This window comes from Enterococcus sp. AZ170, from assembly GCF_050545135.1.
Taxonomy (GTDB): Bacteria; Bacillota; Bacilli; order Lactobacillales; family Enterococcaceae; genus Enterococcus_L; species Enterococcus_L ureilyticus.
Window position 1 is genome coordinate 1,064,906 of record NZ_CP172947.1, and the last position, 21,354, is coordinate 1,086,259.

Annotated in this window: 18 protein-coding genes; 17 read left to right on the forward strand and 1 reads right to left on the reverse strand. The window is 36.7% G+C overall.

Going from position 1 to position 21,354, the window contains the following annotated elements; all coding sequences use genetic code 11:
- The first annotated feature begins 72 nt into the window (after positions 1-72).
- From IGJ55_RS05200 to IGJ55_RS05245, 10 genes are all read left to right on the forward strand, one after another.
- Positions 73-942, forward strand: a complete 870-nt coding sequence (locus tag IGJ55_RS05200) for an AraC family transcriptional regulator (RefSeq protein ID WP_069639549.1) — start codon at positions 73-75, stop codon at positions 940-942.
- Positions 943-1,092: 150 nt separating this feature from the next.
- Entirely contained in the window at positions 1,093-1,362 is a 270-nt protein-coding gene (gene rpsN / locus IGJ55_RS05205) for a 30S ribosomal protein S14 (protein WP_207121034.1), read from the forward strand.
- A gap of 34 nt (positions 1,363-1,396) precedes the next feature.
- Entirely contained in the window at positions 1,397-1,537 is a 141-nt protein-coding gene (locus IGJ55_RS05210; protein WP_207121035.1) for a putative metal homeostasis protein, read from the forward strand.
- Between the two features lie 801 nt (positions 1,538-2,338).
- Positions 2,339-3,433, forward strand: coding sequence for a Gfo/Idh/MocA family protein (locus IGJ55_RS05215; RefSeq protein ID WP_430607604.1), 1,095 nt, complete (start codon positions 2,339-2,341; stop codon positions 3,431-3,433).
- Positions 3,434-3,435: 2 nt separating this feature from the next.
- Complete coding sequence (locus tag IGJ55_RS05220; protein ID WP_207121037.1) at positions 3,436-4,170, forward strand: ThuA domain-containing protein; 735 nt, start codon at positions 3,436-3,438, stop codon at positions 4,168-4,170.
- Positions 4,167-5,135, forward strand: coding sequence for a sugar phosphate isomerase/epimerase family protein (locus tag IGJ55_RS05225; protein WP_207121038.1), 969 nt, complete (start codon positions 4,167-4,169; stop codon positions 5,133-5,135). Before IGJ55_RS05220 ends, IGJ55_RS05225 begins: the two co-directional genes overlap by 4 nt.
- A 171-nt stretch (positions 5,136-5,306) precedes the next feature.
- Complete coding sequence (locus IGJ55_RS05230) at positions 5,307-6,347, forward strand: Gfo/Idh/MocA family protein (RefSeq protein WP_430607606.1); 1,041 nt, start codon at positions 5,307-5,309, stop codon at positions 6,345-6,347.
- Positions 6,348-6,448: 101 nt separating this feature from the next.
- Entirely contained in the window at positions 6,449-8,287 is a 1,839-nt protein-coding gene (locus IGJ55_RS05235) for an LTA synthase family protein (RefSeq protein ID WP_430607608.1), read from the forward strand.
- 26 nt (positions 8,288-8,313) lie between these two features.
- Positions 8,314-9,069 carry a tRNA 2-thiocytidine biosynthesis TtcA family protein gene (locus IGJ55_RS05240; protein WP_430607610.1) on the forward strand — a complete coding sequence of 252 codons (756 nt, stop codon included), beginning with the start codon at positions 8,314-8,316 and terminating at the stop codon, positions 9,067-9,069.
- Between the two features lie 22 nt (positions 9,070-9,091).
- Positions 9,092-9,484: a hypothetical protein gene (locus tag IGJ55_RS05245; protein ID WP_430607611.1), complete on the forward strand. Its 393-nt coding sequence runs from the start codon at positions 9,092-9,094 to the stop codon at positions 9,482-9,484.
- A 118-nt stretch (positions 9,485-9,602) separates the two neighbouring features.
- On the opposite strand, the gene IGJ55_RS05250 is transcribed toward IGJ55_RS05245, so the two are convergent.
- The gene (locus tag IGJ55_RS05250; protein ID WP_430607613.1) at positions 9,603-10,571 is read right to left on the reverse strand and encodes an NAD-dependent epimerase/dehydratase family protein; all 969 of its coding nucleotides are present in this window, start codon (positions 10,569-10,571) and stop codon (positions 9,603-9,605) included.
- Positions 10,572-10,698: 127 nt separating this feature from the next.
- Between IGJ55_RS05250 and IGJ55_RS05255 the strand changes: the two genes are divergently transcribed.
- The 7 genes from IGJ55_RS05255 (at position 10,699) to IGJ55_RS05285 (ending at position 21,292) form a co-directional block, all read left to right on the forward strand.
- On the forward strand, positions 10,699-11,916 hold the full coding sequence (locus IGJ55_RS05255) for an AraC family transcriptional regulator (protein WP_207121003.1): 1,218 nt from the start codon (positions 10,699-10,701) through the stop codon (positions 11,914-11,916).
- A 125-nt stretch (positions 11,917-12,041) separates the two neighbouring features.
- A complete protein-coding gene (locus tag IGJ55_RS05260) occupies positions 12,042-12,209 on the forward strand; it encodes a hypothetical protein (protein ID WP_207121004.1) in 168 nt (55 codons plus the stop codon).
- A gap of 452 nt (positions 12,210-12,661) precedes the next feature.
- Positions 12,662-15,373, forward strand: a complete 2,712-nt coding sequence (locus IGJ55_RS05265; protein ID WP_069639533.1) for a cation-translocating P-type ATPase — start codon at positions 12,662-12,664, stop codon at positions 15,371-15,373.
- 506 nt (positions 15,374-15,879) lie between these two features.
- A complete protein-coding gene (locus tag IGJ55_RS05270; RefSeq protein WP_069639532.1) occupies positions 15,880-17,046 on the forward strand; it encodes an oxalate decarboxylase family bicupin in 1,167 nt (388 codons plus the stop codon).
- A 76-nt stretch (positions 17,047-17,122) separates the two neighbouring features.
- On the forward strand, positions 17,123-17,824 hold the full coding sequence (locus tag IGJ55_RS05275) for a YoaK family protein (protein WP_069639531.1): 702 nt from the start codon (positions 17,123-17,125) through the stop codon (positions 17,822-17,824).
- Positions 17,825-17,994: 170 nt separating this feature from the next.
- Complete coding sequence (locus IGJ55_RS05280; RefSeq protein WP_430607615.1) at positions 17,995-19,458, forward strand: MDR family MFS transporter; 1,464 nt, start codon at positions 17,995-17,997, stop codon at positions 19,456-19,458.
- A gap of 349 nt (positions 19,459-19,807) precedes the next feature.
- Positions 19,808-21,292, forward strand: a complete 1,485-nt coding sequence (locus IGJ55_RS05285; RefSeq protein WP_430607616.1) for a hypothetical protein — start codon at positions 19,808-19,810, stop codon at positions 21,290-21,292.
- Positions 21,293-21,354: the final 62 nt, after the last annotated feature.

The following is a 21,354-nucleotide window of genomic DNA, read 5'->3' on the forward strand; positions in this document are numbered from 1 at the left end:
TGCATAAAAGCGGTTGTAAATAATCAAAACTTTGATAAAGTAAAGAGGAAGAGACAGAGTTGGAGGCAGAAAATGAGCGTATATTTAGAAAGACCCGAATTCGAAGAAAAGCTTCTTTTTAGAGCGTTTATCAATGACGGTATGACAATCGTTTACCCGCATTGGCATAAAGAAATTGAATTGATATACTCAATCCATGGAACTGTCAATATCGGTGTAGGCGATGAAATTGTCCACTTATCTGAAGGAGAAATCTATTTTTTTGCCAGTGGCGAACCTCATTATTTTTTAGCGTCACCAAACAGTGAACGAATCGTTTATCAGTTTGATTTAAGCTTATTTAATGAGAAGCAGTTAAAATCAGTAGGGGACGGCTCGTTGATTGAATTATTTGAAACAGGAGAAAAACACAGTTCAAAATGGTCGAAGTCCTTAGTGTCAGATATTAAACAGCTATTGCAACAGTTATTTGAAGAATACGAAAAAAATAATCAGGGGAAAAAGTATGCGCTCTTTAGTTTACTATTTCAATTGATCACAACTTTTTATAGAAGACTACCTCAAACACAACTAGAAGTTAAAAAAGGTGCAAAAGCTTCCACAATCAAATACAAAGAGAACTTAGAACTGTTAGATCGGATCTTTAGCTATGTTGAGAATCATTATGAAGAATCGCTAACATTGGAAGAGGTAGCAAAATATAGCGGCTTTAGCTCTTATTATTTCACCCGATTTTTTAAGGCGAATACTGGAATGACCTTCATGCGTTTTTTGACGGAATACCGCATCAATCAAGCGAAGTTTATTTTGGCAAATGAAAAAGTACCGATGATCGAAGTAGCTGAAAAGTCAGGATTTGCTAGTGTGAAGACGTTCCATCATGTGTTTAAAGAGCAAGTAGGCGTTTCACCGTTGAAATATCAAAAGATGATTATAGAATAAAAGAAAACAAGTTAACTATAAATTGAATGAAAAGAAGAGCCTAAATCCTGGGCTTTTTTTATAATAAAAAACTTGCATTTTCTTTTGTTTGATGTTACTCTTAACCCTCTTAAAAAGTAATCATTACGATTTAGAAAGGATGAAAGAAAAGTGGCTAAAAAATCAAAAATTGCCAAAGCGAAACATCAACAAGCATTGATCGAAAAATACGCTGAACAACGTAATGAGTTAAAAGCAAATAATGACTACGTGGCTCTTGCAAAATTACCAAAAGATTCTAATCCAAATCGCTTGAAAAATCGCGATTTGATTGATGGACGACCAAGAGCCTATATGCGTAAATTTGGCATGTCACGGATCAATTTTAGAACGTTAGCACACCAAGGACAAATTCCAGGCGTACACAAAGCAAGCTGGTAATGAGACCGACCAATAGATGCAAAGAGGTGATTTGATGGAGAAACAAGACCTTTCAAGTGCACGTAGACGATTGAAGTGTACAAACCGAAAAACCAGAAAACGGGCATTGAAAATCATTCAGCAATATAAGCGGGAGCAAAGACATCGAGTGATGGCTTCTGGTAGTGCTGGCTAAGTTTTTTTCAGAACAAATGAGAGAATGAAGTTCTTCCTTTTAGTATAAAAGGAAGAGCTTTTTTCGTTTTATTTAGGTTGTTTTGTTTTCATGCTGTGGTTAATTGTTGGTGTTTTGCAAGTAGGTAGATAACACTCATTTTAGACGGCTTGTCCTGTTCAACATCAGTATGTTGTAAGGTGTTTGGTGATTGATAAGTAAGGAGACTTCGCTCACGTTGTTTGCCAAGTACTGTTCATCATCTGCTCTGGCGGAGCCAGTCACAGTGATTGATAAGTAAGGAGACTTCGCTCACGTCGTTCGCCAAGTACTGTTCATCATCTGCTCTGGCGGAGTCAGTCGCAGTGATTGATAAGTAAGGAAACTTCGCTCACGTTGTTCGCCAAGTACTGTTCATCATCTGCTCTGGCGGAGCCAGTCGCAGTGATTGATAAGTAAGGAAACTTCGCTCACGTTGTTCGCCAAGTACTGTTCATCATCTGCTCTGGCGGAGCCAGTCGCAGTGATTGATAAGTAAGGAAACTTCGCTCACGTCGTTCGCCAAGTACTGTTCATCATCTGCTCTGGCGGAGCCAGTCGCAGTGATTGATAAGTAAGGAAACTTCGCTCACGTTGTTCGCCAAGTACTGTTCATCATCTGCTCTGGCGGAGCCAGTCGCAGTGATTCACAGCAATATCCAGGAATTTTTCAACCATAATCTAGGAAGAAAGCTCTTTCATTTTTTTGTATAGTAATAGTGTAGAAGTGGAACCGTTTTATTGTCCACTGAATAATAGATGTATATTATTGGAGGTTTTTTGATGACATTGTTGAAAGTAGGAATTATCGGTTGTGGTGGGATTGCTAATGGTAAACATTTGCCAGCGCTTGCACAGGTTAAGGAAGTAGAATTGGTTGCTTTTTGTGATCTGATCAGTGAACGAGCAGAAGAAGCAAAAATACACTATGGAACATTAACAGCGAAGACATTTACTAATTATCAGAAGATGCTTGAAGAAATGGAGTTGGATGTTGTTCATGTTTGTACGCCAAACAGCACGCATGCGGAACTATCGATTGCAGCGATGGAAGCCGATTGTCATGTAATGTGTGAAAAGCCAATGGCTAAAACATCAGCCGAAGCACGTAGCATGATCGAAGCGGCAGAAAAAACAGGAAAAAAATTAACGATTGGCTATCAAAATCGTTTCCGAAAAGATTCGACCTATTTACATGAAATCTGTGATGAAGGCGAACTAGGCGAAATTTACTTTGCTAAAGCCCATGCCATTCGCCGTCGTGCTGTTCCCACTTGGGGTGTTTTTCTTGATGAAGAAGCCCAAGGTGGCGGCCCGTTGATTGATATTGGTACGCATGCACTGGATTTGACGCTATGGCTGATGGACAATTATAAACCAAAATATGTAGTAGGAAAAGCCTATCATAAACTTGCAGAGACCGAAAACGCAGCCAATGCGTGGGGGGCTTGGGACCCTGAAAAATTCACTGTTGAAGATTCGGCATTCGGTTTTATTATGATGGAAAATGGTGCAACAATCTTTTTAGAAGCTAGCTGGGCATTGAATAGTTTAGATGTAAAAGAAGCTAAAACTACTCTTCACGGAACTAAAGGCGGGGCTGATATGAATGATGGATTAACCATCAATGGAGAAGATCACAGTACACTTTTTGAGAAAAAAATTGAATTAGAACCTGGTGGCGTTGATTTTTATGATGGTGCTGGCGACAAGCCGGAAGTGTTAGAAGTACAGTCTTGGATCGATGCGATCATTAAGGATAAAGAACCTGTTGTTAAACCTGAACAAGCTTTAGTTGTGACAGAGATCCTTGAAGCAATCTACAAAGCGTCTGAAACAAATCAGCCTGTATTTTTCAGTGAAAGAAAGGGTGGATAACGATGATTCAAGTTACAGTATGGAATGAATTTCGTCATGAAAAAACAGATGAAGCTGTCAAAAAAGTTTATCCAGAAGGGATTCATCAACAAATTGCTCGATTTTTAAAAGAAGACTTTACTGTCCAAACTGCTACGTTAGATGAACCGGAACATGGCTTAACAGAGGAAGTTTTAGCCAATACGGATGTCTTGATTTGGTGGGGCCATGTGGCACATCAAGAAGTTTCAGACGAAATTGTTCAACGTGTCTATCAATGTGTGTTGGAAGGGATGGGACTCGTGGTCCTTCATTCAGGTCATATGTCAAAAATCTTTATGAAACTAATGGGGACATCGTGCGATTTAAAATGGCGAGAGGCGGAAGAACATTGTCGTATATGGACCGTTGCACCAAGTCATCCAATCGTTGAAGGAATTGGCGAGTATATCGAATTAGAAAAAGAAGAGATGTACGGCGAACATTTTGATATTCCAACACCTGATGATCTGATTTTTATCAGTTGGTATCCTGGTGGCGAAGTTTTTCGTAGTGGTTGTACGTATCATCGTGGGAATGGGAAAATCTTTTATTTTCAACCAGGCCACGAAACGTATCCTTCCTATTATAATAAAGAAGTTCAAAAAGTCATCAAAAATGGGGTTCGTTGGTGTCAGCCAACGCAAAATAGTTATCCGAATTACGGTCACCATGAGCCTGTAGAATCTATTGCGAACAAGAAAGGAACTGAACAATGAAACTAGGTGTATTTACTCCTTTATTTAATGATTTAAGCTTTGAAGAAATGATTGATACCGTCTCAAAAGCAGGACTAGAAACAGTTGAAATTGGAACAGGTGGTTCTCCAGGAAATGCTCATTTAGCTATCGACAAATTACTAGCGAGTTCAGAGGCTAGAAAAGAGTATCTAGCAAAACTTGCTGACAAAGGCCTAACGATCAGTGCATTGAGCTGTCATAATAATCCTATTTCACCACTAAAAGAAACGGCGCAAGAAGCAGATGAACTATTACAAAAAACGATCAAACTAGCTTCGTTAATGAATGTTTCAGTAGTGAACGGCTTTTCTGGAATAGCAGGAGGCAATGCAACCGATACCCAAGTCAATTGGCCTGTGTTACCTTGGCCAACAGAATACGCAGAGAACTATAATTATCAATGGGAAAAGCAATTAATTCCTTATTGGAAAAATATCAATACGATTGCAGAAGATTCAGGTGTAAAAATCGGGATCGAACTACATGGCGGTTTCTTATGTCATACCCCTTATACGATGCTGAAACTCCGTGAAGCAACGGGAAAAGCAATCGGCTGTAATTTAGATCCAAGTCATTTATGGTGGCAAGGTATCGATCCAGTAGCGGCAGTTAAAATTTTAGGTGAAGCAAATGCGATCCACCATTTCCATGCAAAAGATACGTACTTGGATCAAGACAATATCAATATGCATGGGCTCACAGACATGCAACCCTACGGTAATGTAAAAAGTCGCGCGTGGACTTTCCGTTCTGTTGGGTGCGGTCATGATCTGAAAGTTTGGTCAGATATCATTAGTGCGTTGAGAATTTATGGCTATGATTATGTGTTGAGCATTGAACACGAAGACCCAATCATGTCTACAGCGGAAGGCTTGAATAGAGCAATCACTAATTTGAAAAGTATCATGATCAAAGAGCAACCTACGGAAATGTGGTGGGTTTAATCAAGGAAACAACGCTCCATACAGTCGTCTTGTACTGTTCAACATCGACTCACTGTGTTCCTTGTTATTCACAGCAAAGCTAGACGTCAAAGAGAAGGTAGCGACCGTTTCTGACCAACTCTTTCAGCACCCAAAATCAATTACCTTTTATAGATAGAAAGGACTAAAAAAATGACCGCAATTAATTTTGCCGTAATTGGATACGGCGGTATGGGCTCCTACCATATCCACAACATTATGCCAAATGAAAACGAACGAATCCACGTTGTTGGGACCTATGATCATTCAGAAGAACGTCAAGCAATTTCCAGTCAACACAATCATAAAATTTATTCATCGTTAGAAGACATACTACAAGATCAAACCATAGAAGCTGTATTGATTGCCACACCTAATGATTCACACAAGGAGTTAGCGATTCAAGCATTAAAAGCAGGCAAGCATGTTGTCTGCGAAAAACCAGTAACGATGAATGTCGCAGAATTAGATGAAGTATTGAAAGTTGCTAAAGAAACTGGTCTAACCTTTATGGTCCATCAAAACCGCCGCTGGGATCCAGACTTTTTGATTACTCGAGAGCTTTACAAAAACCAGCAAATTGGTGAATTGTTTCAAATTGAAAGCCGTGTACAAGGGGCAAACGGAATTCCCGGTGATTGGCGTCATGAGTTAAAGCACGGTGGCGGAATGCTGTTAGATTGGGGCGTGCACTTATTAGACCAACTGTTGTTTTTGGTAGATAGCCGTATTGTAAAAGTTTCAGCTGATTTAAGCTATATTCTTGGAGATGAAGTAGACGATGGCTTTATTGCATACATTATCTTTGAAAACGGTAGCCGTGCTATCATCGAGGTGGGGACGACCAACTATATCAAACTGCCGCGCTGGTATCTAAAGGGAACTAAGGGAACTGGCGTCATTCACGATTGGGATCTGTCTGGTGAACTAGTGATCGAATCTGATAAACAAGCTATTCAAGCACCTGAACCAATCCAAGCAGGGGTCGGCTTGACGAAAACGATGGCACCGCCATCGGAAGAAGCAACAGAAACGGAGAAGCTACCAAATGTTTCGGCAGAATATGATCCGTTTTATAAAAATTTCTACAAGGTTGTTCGAGAACAAGCTGAACCTGTTGTGAAAAATGAAGAGGTTCGCAAAGTAATGATCTTGATCGAAGAAATTTTTGAAGCAGCTAAAAAGTTAAAATAATGAAAGTTCGTAAAGTTCCCATGTTGGGAGCTTTACTTTTTTTTCGACTAAGCATAAAATATTAAGGAACGTATTGAGGAAAAAAGAAAAGGGAGAATAGTGTGAAGAAAAAACTGCAACTATTTAAGAAAAAAACGATCAAATACCCGCTCATCATGATCGGAATGATCTTATTAGTTTTGATCAGCAACTTATATTTACAATGGTGTCAAAATGAATTATCGCTAGAACTAGTCGTCAAATTTGCTTTCTCATGGCACACAGAAAAATTTATTTTAGGTTGTACAGTCCTATTGATATTCTTACTATTTTTGTGCAGTTTGGCAGGTTCGCTTGCTTTCGGTAGTTTGCTGTATATAATCACGATCGGGATTTTAGGATTTGCAAATTATCAAAAAATGTTTTACCGAACTGAACCAATTTATCCAGATGATTTGAAAATGATCACGGAATTTGGCTTATTGAGGGAAATGATTGGAACGATTCCTTTTATTGCTATTTTACTCATTGCAGCTGTGGGCTTATTCTTTTTTGGAAGAGCTGTTTATAAGAGCCGACACTTATCAAAAAACTGGCAAATCGCACGTCTTTCAAGTTTAGTTATAACGATTGGGTTATTGTTTTACATCAGTCATTTCAACGATTCAAGTAATGTATTACGAAAAGCCTACGACAAAACAGCTTTATGGATTCCCTATAGCCAAAAAATGAACTATTACAATACAGGATTTATGGGTGGGTTTTTATATAATCTAAAGGTTGAAGCGATGAATGAGCCAGAGAATTACTCCAAAAAGACCATTGAAGAAATTACTGATAAATACACAAAAAAAGCGCAAAAAATCAATGAATCATTAGAGGAGGAACAACCGAATATTATTTTTGTGATGAGTGAGAGTTTTTCTGATCCGCAGAATTTATCAGGGATAACCGTCAATAAAGATCCCTTAAAAGAATATAATGCTGTCGCAAAAACAACCTACAGTGGACAAATGTTGTCGCAAAATTATGGTGGTGGGACGGCGAATATCGAATTTGAAGCATTGACTAGTTTTTCAATGGAACTATTTAACGCTCAGTTAACAACACCTTATACGATGCTGATTCCTAAAATGGAAACAATCCCATCAATCGTTTCATTATTAAAAAATCAAGAATATCAAGCAACTGCGATCCATCCATATAATACCTCGATGTATAAAAGAAAAGATGTTTACAACACCTTTGGCTTTGATCGATTTATTAGCGAAGACACGATGAATTATAAAGAAAAAATCGAAAATAATCCCTACATCTCTGACGAATCCGCCTATCAAGAAGTGCTAGATCTCCTCAAAGATGAGAAAAAACCACAGTTTGTTCATTTAGTGACGATGCAGACACACATGCCTTACAGTGATAAATATGTAACAACAGATTACTCTTCTAAAAGTCAGGGCAATAAAAAAGCCATTGATAGTTATATGCAAGATGTTGCCTATAGCAGTGAAGCGTTAAAACAATTCACAACCGCTTTAAATGATGTCAAGCGACGAACCTTGGTTGTTTTTTGGGGGGATCATTTACCAAGTATTTATTCTGATGAAATCAAAGCTGACAATGATGAAGTCACTATGCACGAGACTGAGTTTTTGATGTACGATAATCAACAGAAATTGAGTGCAAAACACACACACGACGCACTCAGCAGTCCATTTTATTTTGCACCGACATTGTTTGAACAAAGCGGCATGCAAATGACAGGCTTTTATCAATTATTGACGGAACTTGAAAAGCAGGTACCAGCATTTGAAAAAGGGTTCTACTATAAAGATAAGCAATGGAGCAAAACGTTAAAACTAAATAGAACCCAAGAAGAATTATACGACGATTATCGTCAGATCCAATATGATATCGTTTCAGGTGAGAGCTATAGTTTAAAAACAGAATTTTTTAAATGAACCAAGTGACCGAAAAGGAGTAAACAATGAGTTTTAAAAAGAAAGATAATCAGATCTACTATAACCCGATTCGTCGTGCGGTATTAAACCATCGCATGATCCAACCAGGTGATAAAGTAGCGATCGGAATGAGTGGTGGCAAAGATAGTACCAGTTTGTTGTATTTTTTAGATACGATCAGTAAGCAACAGCGCTTGGGCTTCGAATTTGACATTGTCCCAATCACATTAGCAATGGGATTTGATATGGATATTGCACCATTGCAGGAATTTGTGGAAAAGTTGGGCTATGAATTAGAGGTTGTCCCAACCAATATTGCTCAAGTAGTCTTTGATATCCGAGAAGAACGCTCTCCATGTTCCTTATGCGCAAAACTACGCAGAGGAATTTTGTATAAACATGCTAAAGAACTTGGCTGTAATAAAGTGGCTTTAGGTCATCACCTAGATGATGCAATCGAAACGTATTTTATGAATTTTTTATTTCATGGACAAATGGCTAGTTTTGATCCTATTAGTTATTTATCAAAAACCGGTATTACGTTGATCCGTCCGTTGCTATACGTAGAAGAAAAACAAGTCATTCAATTTGTCAAAAGAGAAGCATTACCGGTTATTTTTAACCCTTGTCCGGTCGATAAAAAAACGAAAAGGGAAGAAATCAAACAGCTTATAAGTGGTTTGGCACAAGCCTATCCTGATATTAGAGAGAAATTTATTATGGGTATGGAACATGGCTTGGTTGAAAATTTCTGGACAAAATCGATGAATGGACCTGAATAAAGTTATGAAACGAAGAGGAACTATGAAAAATTTATTGGTCGTGCTGTTGTTACTATTGGGAGGATGCTCGCAAATTAGACAATCTGAACCAAAAGCAAGTGAATCAAAGAAAGTCCATTTTCAGTTTGAAGGAAAAAAGTTGCTGATTTCAAATGATTCAGAAAAGATTCTAACAGTCAGTGAATCAGAAACAGTGTTTTCTGTAGAAGAAAAGAAAAAGTGGGTATCGATTGATAAAACGAAGAGCTCACTTGCTATGACTAGCAATGTGTTAAGCAATTCAGTCTATGACTATGATTTAACACAGCCACTTTCTGAAATTGGTTCAAATAAAGTAAAGATTACGGTGTTTTATACTTTTGGGGATGCGGATAAGGATGTACAATACGAACAAGAAATAATATATGAAGAGTGATAAGTGCTTTTAAGGTAGTAAAAATAGAAAGAAACAAAACAGATCACTCAATTTGTTTTGTTTCTTTCTATTTTTTGATTCCACAAATCGATCAAGCCAAAATAGCGAAAATCACTACTTAATCTACACACTTCGCTAAAGTTGCCTTAATAGAAGCAATCACATCATGATGTTTCACATTCAACGTAGGGAATGTATCATTGGGATCTAAGTATAGATCATATTCTTGCATCATCGCGGATTTGGTTGAATGAATACCATGCTCTAAGCCAGCTCGTTCTGCTTCGGCATCGATTCCTTCGTAGATTGCTTTGACATCATCGTACGAGACTACAGGAACTTGGGTATGCTGCCCTAAAGCTGCAACCATCATTTGATAGAATTCTTGATATTTCATATTTGTATCGCCGATTGCGTAAGTACTGCGATGAGTGCCATTTTCCATGGCACCGACGGCTGCTTCTGCAACTTGTTCAACAGTCACCATTGCAGTTCCTCCTTTAATGGCAGGAAAAACATCTTGGCCCTTGATTTGATCTGTAAACATTTTCCAAAGTGGCTCTCTGCCTGGCATTGTGCCAAAGATATAAGGAAGGCGCAATGAAGTCACAGTCATCCCACCGTCGCCTTCAGCGAAAGCAACTTGTTCTTGCAGTAAACGCATCATTGGGTATGCTTCAAGTGTTAACTTGGTTTCAGGTAAACGTTCCGCAAATTCTGCAAAATAAGAACCAAAAACAACAAAATCTTTCACGCCAGCTTCTTTAGCTAAATAAGCTAAACGTTGAGTCGGTAAAACATTTGCTTCGTAGAAAAACTTCGAAGCAGGTTTTTTAGGAACCACTCGTTCATCTGCACCAGCCGCATAAATAAAACCAACACATCCATTTAACATGTCTAAGATTGCTTCATCGGTCATATCATTGATATTTCCTAAAGTCACTGAAACATCACTAGAAAATAAGTCCTCTGCCGGCATTGGTGGCAATGCAACCGTCGCTACTTCATAGCCGCGCTTCAATAATTCTTCCGTAGTATAGTAACCTAAAAATCCAGTTCCACCTAAAACAAAAACTTTTTTACTCATGAGAATAACCTCCAATAAATATTTGTGATATTCATCACATGTCCAACTATAGTATAATCTTATTGAAAGCAAAATACTGGACATTAAAAATATTATTCTTATCTTAATTGAACGAAGGAGTGTTTTTATGAAAACGAATCTCCCTTACAATGGGACTGACTATTATGGGTTTGAAATGAACAAAACAGATTTTATTGTAAAAATGGTAACTGTTCAAGCTGAAACTGCTAAAACCAGTAAGATGTCAATTCAATTTTTTTTTATAAAAAGCGGTTCAGGAAAAATTCAAATCAATAATCAAGAATATATAGTAAAAAAAGGCAGTGTTCTTTGGTTATTTTCTTACCATGTGTATCATTTCAGAGAAATTTATGAAGAGATTCAAGCAATTACTTTTGAACTTTCTTTAAACGTACTGATGCTGGCTAGTCTAACGACTCGTTCGGTTGAGCAGCATATGAATTTTTTTGACTATTGGGATACACCGGTTCTAAATGGAAATGAGAATGATTTCTCATACTTAAGCACGATTTTTACCCATGCACTCAAAGAGTACGAGCAACAAAATCGTCTATATGATTTATCCTTACTTGCAGATTTATATCAAGTTATTGTGTGGTTTGAACGTACGGCCAGACAGAATTGGCTGCGTGAAAAAGATGTCCGAAATGTTAGTTCAAAAGTTCTGATGTATCTTCACTTCCATTTTAGAGAAGCACTGACATTGACACAAGTAGCAGAACAATTTAAACGCACTCCCCAAACAATCAATCGTGGATTAAAAAAGTTAACAGGGAAAACCTTCGGTGAAAATCTTAGCGAAGTTCGGATAAACAATGCTTTAGCCATGATGAAATTCGAAGAATTAGGGATTGCATTTATCGCTGATTTTGTTGGCTATCATTCAGTTCCTAGTTTTAATAAACAATTTAAAGCAGCAACAGGTTTTGCACCAACAGAAATCAAAAAATTGAAGCCTGATCATAAAAAGCACAATTCATTTCGATTTCAAAACAGTTTACCTTTTGAAATCTATACATACATCAATCGGTATTACCAACAACCGATCACTCTTCAAACAGCAGCTAAATATTTCTATTCGAGTCCGACAAAAATCGATCAAATTGTCTTAGCTGAATTTGCGATGACCTTTAATTCATTGTTGGAATATAATCGAATGTTATTTGCCCGCTCCCTTTTGCTGAGTTCATCTAAAAAAATTAGTGAGATAGCTGAAGCGTGTGGCTACCAGTCGATTCGCACCTTTAATCGGAATTTCTTAACATTTTGGGGCAACACACCGAAAAAATATAAAGAGTTGCTGACTAAGCAATACAAGAGCTAAATCGTTTTTGCTGAGTTAAAGCAGCAGTTGAATAATCGCTTTATCCGTTGACAGTCTAAGATTCTGGGCGTACGATAGTAATAAACAAGGACAAAATCTTTGTTTTGGAAAAGTGGTGATTGATTATGGAAAAAGTAAAATCTATTTTAATGAGTCTTCTTGGTATCGTAGGTGCTATTAGTCTTTTTGGCGGTGGAGTAATGTTTGCTACTTTATTTATTTTACTATTTATATTATCAGTAGGATTAGAAATCATCACGAAACAAGGATCGGATACTTCGCAAAGAACATAACGGTTTGATCATAGAATCTTCATATCCCGATTGTCCATTTCTGTTGGAACGATAGGGTTTTTTCTCTGGAGAATGCTTTCAAGGGTCAATAACGTAAGCCTTTTTCAAACTAAACAGAAATTTTTCTGAAAATCAAGACGATTTCAATTGAAAAACACTAAAAGAACAGGTATAATTAGTTCATCAATAATAGTTGATGAACGATTTTATCTGTCACCATTCTATTATTTCATGAGGGAGTAACTGGCGGCGCTAGCTGCGGCAACATCACCAACTCCGAAAGAAATTTCTGGTGTTGTCTTAAACGGTGAGACTTATGTATGTTCTATTTAGCATACAGAGGTCTATTTTTTTTCGTTTTTGCTACGAACATTAAGTCCAAAAGCGTGTTCGTTTCGCTAATATGAAGTAAAATAGATTTAAGTAGCTGCACATTACAGAGGAGGAAGAACATGTCAGAAGAGAAAAAGGTTCAATTATCTGAAGCATTTTATACGCAGTCAGATGAAGAAGTCTTACAAAAGTTTGATACGACAGTCGAAGGACTATCCAATCAAGAAGCCAAGAAAAGATTAGAAAGCTATGGGGCTAATGCTTTAGATGAAGGGAAAAAGAAATCAATCGTTGTAAAATTCTTTGAACAGTTTAAAGATTTTATGATCATTGTCTTACTATTTGCTGCAGTAATTTCCGCAGTCTTCTCAGGTGATTTTGTTGATTCCATCATCATTCTACTCGTGGTTATTTTAAACGCGATCTTCGGTGTGATTCAAGAAGCCAAAGCAGAACAAGCGATTGAAGCTTTAAAAGAAATGTCTTCGCCGAATGCGAATATCCGTCGTGATGGTCACGTGATCACAGTGAAAAGTGATGAACTAGTACCAGGAGATATCGTTTTATTAGAAGCAGGAGATGTTGTTCCTGCAGACTTACGTTTATTGGAAGCTGCGAGTCTTAAAATCGAAGAAGCAGCTTTGACAGGTGAATCTGTACCAGTTGAAAAAGAAGCTATTGTTTTAGAAGGTAAATCTGATGACATCGGAATCGGTGATCGGATCAATATGGCGTATTCTAACAGTAACGTGACTTATGGCCGCGGAATCGGTGTGGTTGTCGGCACAGGGATGAACACCGAAGTCGGTAAGATTGCAGGGATGTTAGCCAACGAAAAAGAAACTGAAACACCATTGAAACAAAACTTAAACCAATTAGGTAAAATGTTGACGATCGCTATTTTAGTGATTGCAGCAGTGATGTTTGTTGTTGGTATGATGAACGGCCGTACATGGATCGATATGTTATTAACATCAATTTCATTAGCCGTTGCAGCGATTCCAGAAGGATTGCCAGCTATCGTTACAATTATTTTAGCTTTAGGTACACAAAAAATGGCGAAGAAAAATGCCATCGTCCGCAAATTACCAGCGGTTGAAACATTAGGAAGCACAGATATTATCTGTTCAGATAAAACTGGGACGTTAACATTAAACCAAATGACGGTTGAAGCTCTTTACACAGATAATGAAGTAAAACCTGCAACAGATGCTGTTGCTATGGATAATATGGCCTTAAAAATCATGAACTACACAAACGATACAAAAATTGCACAAGACGGTTCATTGATTGGTGATCCAACTGAAACAGCACTTGTTCAATACGGTTTAGATCACGATTTTAACGTAACGGAAAAAGTTGCTGCTGAACCTCGTGTTGCTGAAATTCCATTTGATTCAGATCGTAAATTGATGACAACTGTTCACCAATTAGCAGATGGTAAATTCTTAGTTGCTGTCAAAGGTGCACCAGACGAATTACTAAAACGTTGTAATCAAGCATTATTAAAGGGTCAAACACCAGCAATGGATGACAAACAACGTCAAGAAATTTTAGCGACTAATACAAAATTAGCCAAACAAGCATTACGTGTTTTAGGAATGGCTTATAAAATCGTAGATGCGGTTCCAGCGGAAATGGATTCTGATTTAGTTGAAAAAGACTTAGTATTTGCAGGTCTTGTCGGCATGATCGATCCAGAACGTAAAGAAGCAGCCGAAGCGGTAAAAGTAGCCAAAGAAGCTGGCATTCGTCCAATCATGATCACAGGTGACCACAAAGACACAGCCGAAGCAATTGCTGCACGTCTTGGTATCATTAAAGAAGGTGACGACGATGCTGTAATTACAGGTGCTGAATTAAATGAATTATCGGATGAAGCATTTGCAAAAGTCGTTGAACATTATTCCGTTTATGCTCGTGTTTCACCTGAACATAAAGTTCGTATCGTGAAAGCGTGGCAACAAGAAGGTAAAGTCGTTGCTATGACAGGTGACGGTGTGAATGATGCACCAGCCTTGAAAGCAGCTGACATCGGTATCGGCATGGGGATTACTGGTACAGAAGTATCAAAAGGTGCCTCTGATATGGTCTTAGCGGATGATAATTTCTCTACTATTATCGTAGCCGTTGAAGAAGGACGTAAAGTCTTCTCAAATATCCAAAAAACGATTCAATATCTCCTTTCTGCTAACTTAGGGGAAGTATTGACACTCTTTATTGCAACAATGTTAGCGTGGGATACCTTACTACCAGTTCACTTATTGTGGATCAACTTAGTAACCGACACATTCCCAGCAATTGCTTTGGGCGTAGAGCCTGCTGAGCGTGACGTGATGAGCCATGCGCCTCGTGGGAAGAAATCAAACTTCTTCTCTGGCGGTGTCTTGAGTAGTGTAATTTATCAAGGGATCACACAAGGTGCGTTGACGCTGATCGTGTATAAAATGGCGATCGAATTCCCAGCGCACACAGCAGCGAATATGCCAAACTTATCAGCAGCAGCCTTATATGATTTACAACATGGTGATGCGTTGACAATGGCATTTGCAACATTAGGATTGATTCAATTGTTCCACGCATTCAACGTGAAATCTATTTACCAATCTGTCTTTAAAGTTGGGTTGTTCAGAAACAAATCATTTAACTGGGCTATCTTAGTATCGTTCTTGTTACTAGCAGCAACGATTCTAATTCCAGGATTCAATGACTTGTTCAGCGTAACGTCATTAGATGCTTACCAATGGGCAATCGTTGCTGGAACGTCATTTGCGATTATCCCAATCGTTGAAATTGTAAAATTTGTTCAACGTAGAATGGGAAAAAGTTAACAACAAATCGAAAAAAATGAATAGACTTATAAATAAGTTTAAAGTCAACTAAATACGAAGACCAAAAATCATGAAAAAGATTTTTGGTCTTTGTATTTTTTTTAATTAAATCAATGTAAAAAGACTCTCAAACTATTTCGATTTAGTTTTACTGAAAAGAGAAACAGGGATTAAGCTTATTTTAGAGGCTTTTATTTTTTTTTCAAAAAAAAACAGCTCTTATTTTTGAATAATAAAAAAAAAGTGAATACTTATTTGCTGTATATTATCTATTATCAAAGAGTAAACAGGAAACTTTGATGAACAGTTGTCACTTGCTGCGATAGGAAAGGAAGAAAAGAATTATGGGCATAAACGTATAAAGAATCGGTGGATCAGCATTTAAAGGGATAGAAATCAATAAAATTCTAATTTTTTTGTAAAAAGTCAATCATAAGTATATCATTGTCTAAAAATCGATTTTCATGAGACAATCAATACATATTAAATTTAAGGAGTGATTGGATATGTCAGAAGAAAAAAAACTTGAGCCTTACAGACACACCGATGGGAAAGGGTGGATTGATCATGGACCTAGAAATACTAGTCGTGATGAAGAAAATCCAGATATTCTAGTGCCACCTGCTACTGACCATGGAACGATGGCGAATTTAAGATTTAGTTATTCTGATTCACATCAACGCTTGGAAGAAGGCGGATGGACAAGAGAAATCACAAACCGTGATTTTCCCATTTCACAAGATGTTGCTGGCGTAGACATGAGCTTAGAACCCGGTGCTTATCGAGAAATGCATTGGCATAAGGAAGCTGAATGGGGCTTGATGCTCTATGGAAATGCTCGTGTGACGGGTATTGATGAATACGGACGCTCCTTCATTGATGACATTAAAGCCGGAGATTTATGGAACTTTGAAGCGGGAGTTCCTCACTCTATTCAAGCGTTAGACGAAGGCTGTGAATTTTTATTAGTTTTCAGTGAAGCTGATTTTTCTGAAAACAATACATTCTTATTATCGGATTGGTTGGCACATACGCCACCTGAAGTGGTTGCGGCAAACTTTAAAAAATCAACAGAGGAAATTGAAAGTTTCCCTGCTAAAGAAAAATATATTTTTAAAGCAAATATTCCTGGTTCTATTGAAGAAGTCGAACGTCCAAATGTGAATGGGAAAGTTCCATCGCCATTTACATTTCATATGGATACAATTAAACCGATTGAATCAGAAGCTGGTCGTGTACGAATCGTCGATCAAAACGTTTTTCCTGTAGCGAAAACAATTTCGGCTGCTTTTGTGGAAGTAGAGCCAGGTGGAATGCGCGAACTTCACTGGCATCCTAAAGCTGCAGAATGGCAATACTACATTCAAGGGAAAGCTCGCATGACAGTTTTTAACTCTGCTGGTGTTTCTAGAACGTTTGATTTCCAAGCAGGTGACGTAGGTGTCGTTCCAATCGTAGCTGGACACTACGTACAAAATATTGGTGATGAACCCTTGATTTTTGTAGAAGTCTTCAAGCATGGTGAGTATTCTGATATTTCATTAAATAAATGGTTAGGCTCTTCCCCATCGCAAATGGTAGCGGATCATTTAAACGTTACGAAACAATTTGCGGAGTCACTACCAAATCCAGAAAAGCCACAACCTGTTGTTTGGTTTAAAAAACCAGAATAGTTTTTGTTTCAATGCCTAGAAAATAAATAGGAAAATTTTCTAGGCTTTTTACTATCAAAAATTGGAGGAATAGAGAGTGAATAATCGTAAAGTACCGACTTATCCTGTAATGGAACTACCTTGGATTGCTTTTTTTCTAGCGATTGCGGCTGGCTCAATGGACGGGTATACCTACTTTGTAGGAAAAGCATTTAGCACAGTACAATCAGGAAATATCATTTTATTAGGACAAACAATTGCAACAAAAGACTGGCAGCATTTAGCTACAGTGGCACTAACCATCTTATGTTTTGGATTAGGTGCGATGACGACAGGAATTATTGAAGTGTTGGGCATTAAAATGAAGAAAATCTGGGCATTTGAAATTTTACTTATAGAAGCAGTCGTTTTAGTTGGCTTAGGTTTTTCATCAATTAATAGTGTTTTTACCATCCTACAGATATGTATGCTTGTTTCTTTTCTAGCTGGAATGCAAGGGAATGCATTTCATAAAATAGATGGCATGCTTTATGGAAATGTTGCCGTGACATTAGTGGTACAATTAGCGTTCAATTATATTATTCAAGCTTTTACCGGAGCAAAAGATGCATGGAAAAATAGTTGGTTATATTTTTCTGTATTAATTGGTTTTGCAGGTGGCGGACTAATCGGGACTATTTTGACAAAAGCTTATGGTGAAAAATCTTTATGGTTTACAGCAATTGTTTTAGTGGGAATTGCCTTCTATTCAAAAATGATCAAAGTAGAGGAGAAAGCAATTAAAATTGATCCTGTTTAGTAGTAAATAATTAGTGAACTTGAATCAGTTTTCAAAGACTAGACAGTAAGGAACTGTAGAGGAAGATTCAGTCGCGCAGAAAACGAAATAGCTCAATGAGTGTTTCTTTTCTGCGTTATTCCAGATTGGTAAATGGGAAAATCGGTGTAATTATTTAAGGACGTGAATGGATGAATAAAAACAAAGAAACCTATGATGGGGTACGCTATAATCGAAGTGCTCTTATGGTTGTTATTCTACTGGGCGCATTTTGTATTATTATGAATCAGACGCTGTTGATCACAGCCTACCCAACGATTATGAAAGACCTGAATATAAGTTTAAGCACCGTTCAATGGTTAACAACGTTGTTTCTCTTAGTATCAGGTATTACTATTCCTTTGTCTGCTTATTTAATGAAACAAATCAAGTCTAAATATCTATTTTTAACTGCCTTGAATTTATTTTTAATGGGCGTGCTTATTTGTTATTTCGGTCCAACATTCAAGTATTTGCTTTTTGGACGATTATTACAGGGAATTGCTTCTGGAATTATGCTTCCTTTGATTCAGACGATTGTATTAACGCTGTTCCAAAAAAACGAGCGTGGAACTGCTATGGGGTTTGTTGGTTTAGTAGTTGCGTTAGCTCCCGCGATAGGGCCAACGCTATCTGGATATATTATTACCTATTTTAATTGGAAAACATTATTTCTTATTACAATACCGTTGATTCTTCTATCTGAAATAGGGGCTTTGCTGTTTTTTAAAGTCAGCATACCCTTAAAACAGAGTAAGTTAGACATTCCTTCTGTTTTTTTATCGATCATTGGATTTGGTAGTTTGTTATACAGCATTAGTTTAGCCAGTACTAAAGGCTGGTTGTCTAAAGAAGTGATTGTTCTTTTGTTTATAGGATGTGCTGTGATTATTTCTTTTATTGTACGAGAGTTGAAAATTTCAAATCCACTATTGAACTTAAAAGTGTTTAGCTACTCAACTTTTTCAGTTTCTGTGTTTCTAAGTGCCATTTCTTATATAGCCTTGCTTGGATTTGAATCTATTTTACCAGACTATATTCAAAAGGTTCATCTAGAAAGTCCAATTGATTCGGGGTTGATTTTATTACCTGGAAGTATTGTGATGGGATTAATGAATCCAGTTACAGGAAAATTATTTGATCGATTTGGTGGACGTTTTTTAATCCCGATTGGTTTGACGTTATTGTCTTTAGGGACATTTCCATTTCTATTTATTACTGAGATAACGCCAATTCTTTTCATAGCTATTTTCTATGCTATTCGTTTATTGGGAATATCAATGGTCTTGATGCCAGTGACAACAACGGGAATGAATGCTTTACCCAATGACATGATCAGTAATGGGACCGCAACGAATAATACATTAAGGCAAATTGCTAGCTCCTTTGGGACTGCTGTATTAGTTACGTTTCTATCTAGTCATGCCCAAGCTACTCCTACACAATCATTGGCAATTGGAAGCTCCACACTTGCTATAAAAGAATCATTGGAGGTTACCGATTATCGTCATGCGTTTGCGATGGCTTTTGTTTTTTGTATCGTTGCTTTAATTAGTTCCTTAATTATTTTTCGTAAAAAAGGATCGAATACTAAAAAGAGAGAAAAGAAAGAGTAATCATTTGAATTATTTATAGACGTTTATAAGGAAGTGATAATCCCCACTCTTTCAAAAATGAATTACCGGTTAAACAGATATCTAGTGAAAAAATTAAGTTTTTTTATAGAAATACTTATTACTTTTCTATCTACTCATTTGCGTGTATATTAAAAATTGAAATGAAGTATATTTATTGATAGTGTGATGACTTCCACTCGGCAATAATTAAGTTAGCTATGTTTATGAAATATCTATAACGATAGGCTACTTAATAAAAAAGTTTAGTAGAGTAAGTCATCGCATCTATTTTTAAACTCAATTACTGATAAAATAATTGAGAAATCAACTATGCAAAGAGTGGGAATAGATGTTAGAAAAGTATTTAGAAAAAAATATTTATAGAAAAATTGTTCTTCTTGAAGCACTATACAAATATGAAAAAATTGACATTACGCATTATATAGAAATATTCGAAGCATTTCCAACAACAGTACAAAATGATTTGGAAGATTTAGTTCAGATACTAGATATGTACATATTAAGTTATGAGAAACAAAAAAAATACTTTTATGTAGAATTTAATAAAGATATTCCATTATTTGAAATTCGCAAAATCATCTATCAGCAATCATTATTTCTAAAGACGTGTACCAAATTTTTGGAACAACAGTTTAATTACTTGGATTTAGTAGAAGAAGAATTTATTTCAGTTAGTAAAGCTTATAATTTGAAGAAAAAAGCGGAAGCTTTTTTTTCTGCTTGTCATCTGGACTGTGAAAATGAACGGTTGAATAGTTCAGAATTTGAAACGAGGTTCTTATATTTATACTATCTAACAAAAATTGACATCAATTATGAAACAAATCAGACGATTGAATTTGAAGAAGCGTGCGAGGACATGCTCGATTTGATTGAACACGAGTTTTCAACCAGAGTTTATACGGAAGAAAGTCGTTATTTTATTTTACAAGGAATGAATATTGCCTATTCACGTCAAGATAAAGAAAAGCTTGAATTAGAAGAAAAGGTCATCGTCGATTTAAAAAAACGCCCCATTTTCAAGTTAGTCGAACAAGCATGGAAAAGTTTGAATATGGAGCGCTTTTTACCAGAACATGAAATTGTTTATGTGGTGTCTCTTTTTAATTCTTGTGAGTATTCTTTTAGTCAATTAGAGAATTTATTTGAAGACCATGAGAAATTACGTAGTACGTTTTTAGTTGGTCGTCCAGATATTATTCGACTAATCCAATATTTTGAAGAAGAATTTGATCAAATTTTATTAGGGGATTTTAGTTTTGAAGAAGGGGTTATCCGTTTAACAAGGAATGCTTGGTATAATCATCAAGTTTTAGTCCACGGTTCTTTTTATACGCTGCATCCTAAAAATAAAGAGCTGTTTCAACGAATCGTCAAAGTTTTATTTAAATGGGGACAAGGAATTAAAAATCTTCTTGTAATTGATACAAATTTAATCTATCGTTTTATTGAAGAAGCGGGCCCTATTTTAATGCAAGAAAAACTGTTCTTCCGTTTGAAAATCGTAACCGATTCTGATTCAAAATTTTTACTGTATCAAAGTAAATTCTCTGAATTTAATGTTTTCGATATAGTGGTAGAGAATAAATTTTACCGTTCCATATACGAAGTTGAAGGATATGACCAATCGATTCGTAATGAATATATCTTTTGTGAAGAGGCCCTGATTCCATCGGTGTTAGAAGATCATCCTCATATCATTCCAATCTCTGTAGATATGTTATTAGATCATTCTTTTTTGTTAGTGTGTATGAAGCCTTATCAACACTTTATGGAAGTTCATAATACTTCCTATATTAATGGGGTAAAGTGATAATCTATTTTTACTTATTAGTTGGCAAAAAGACGAAGAATGTTAAGGCAAAGAATGCAGCA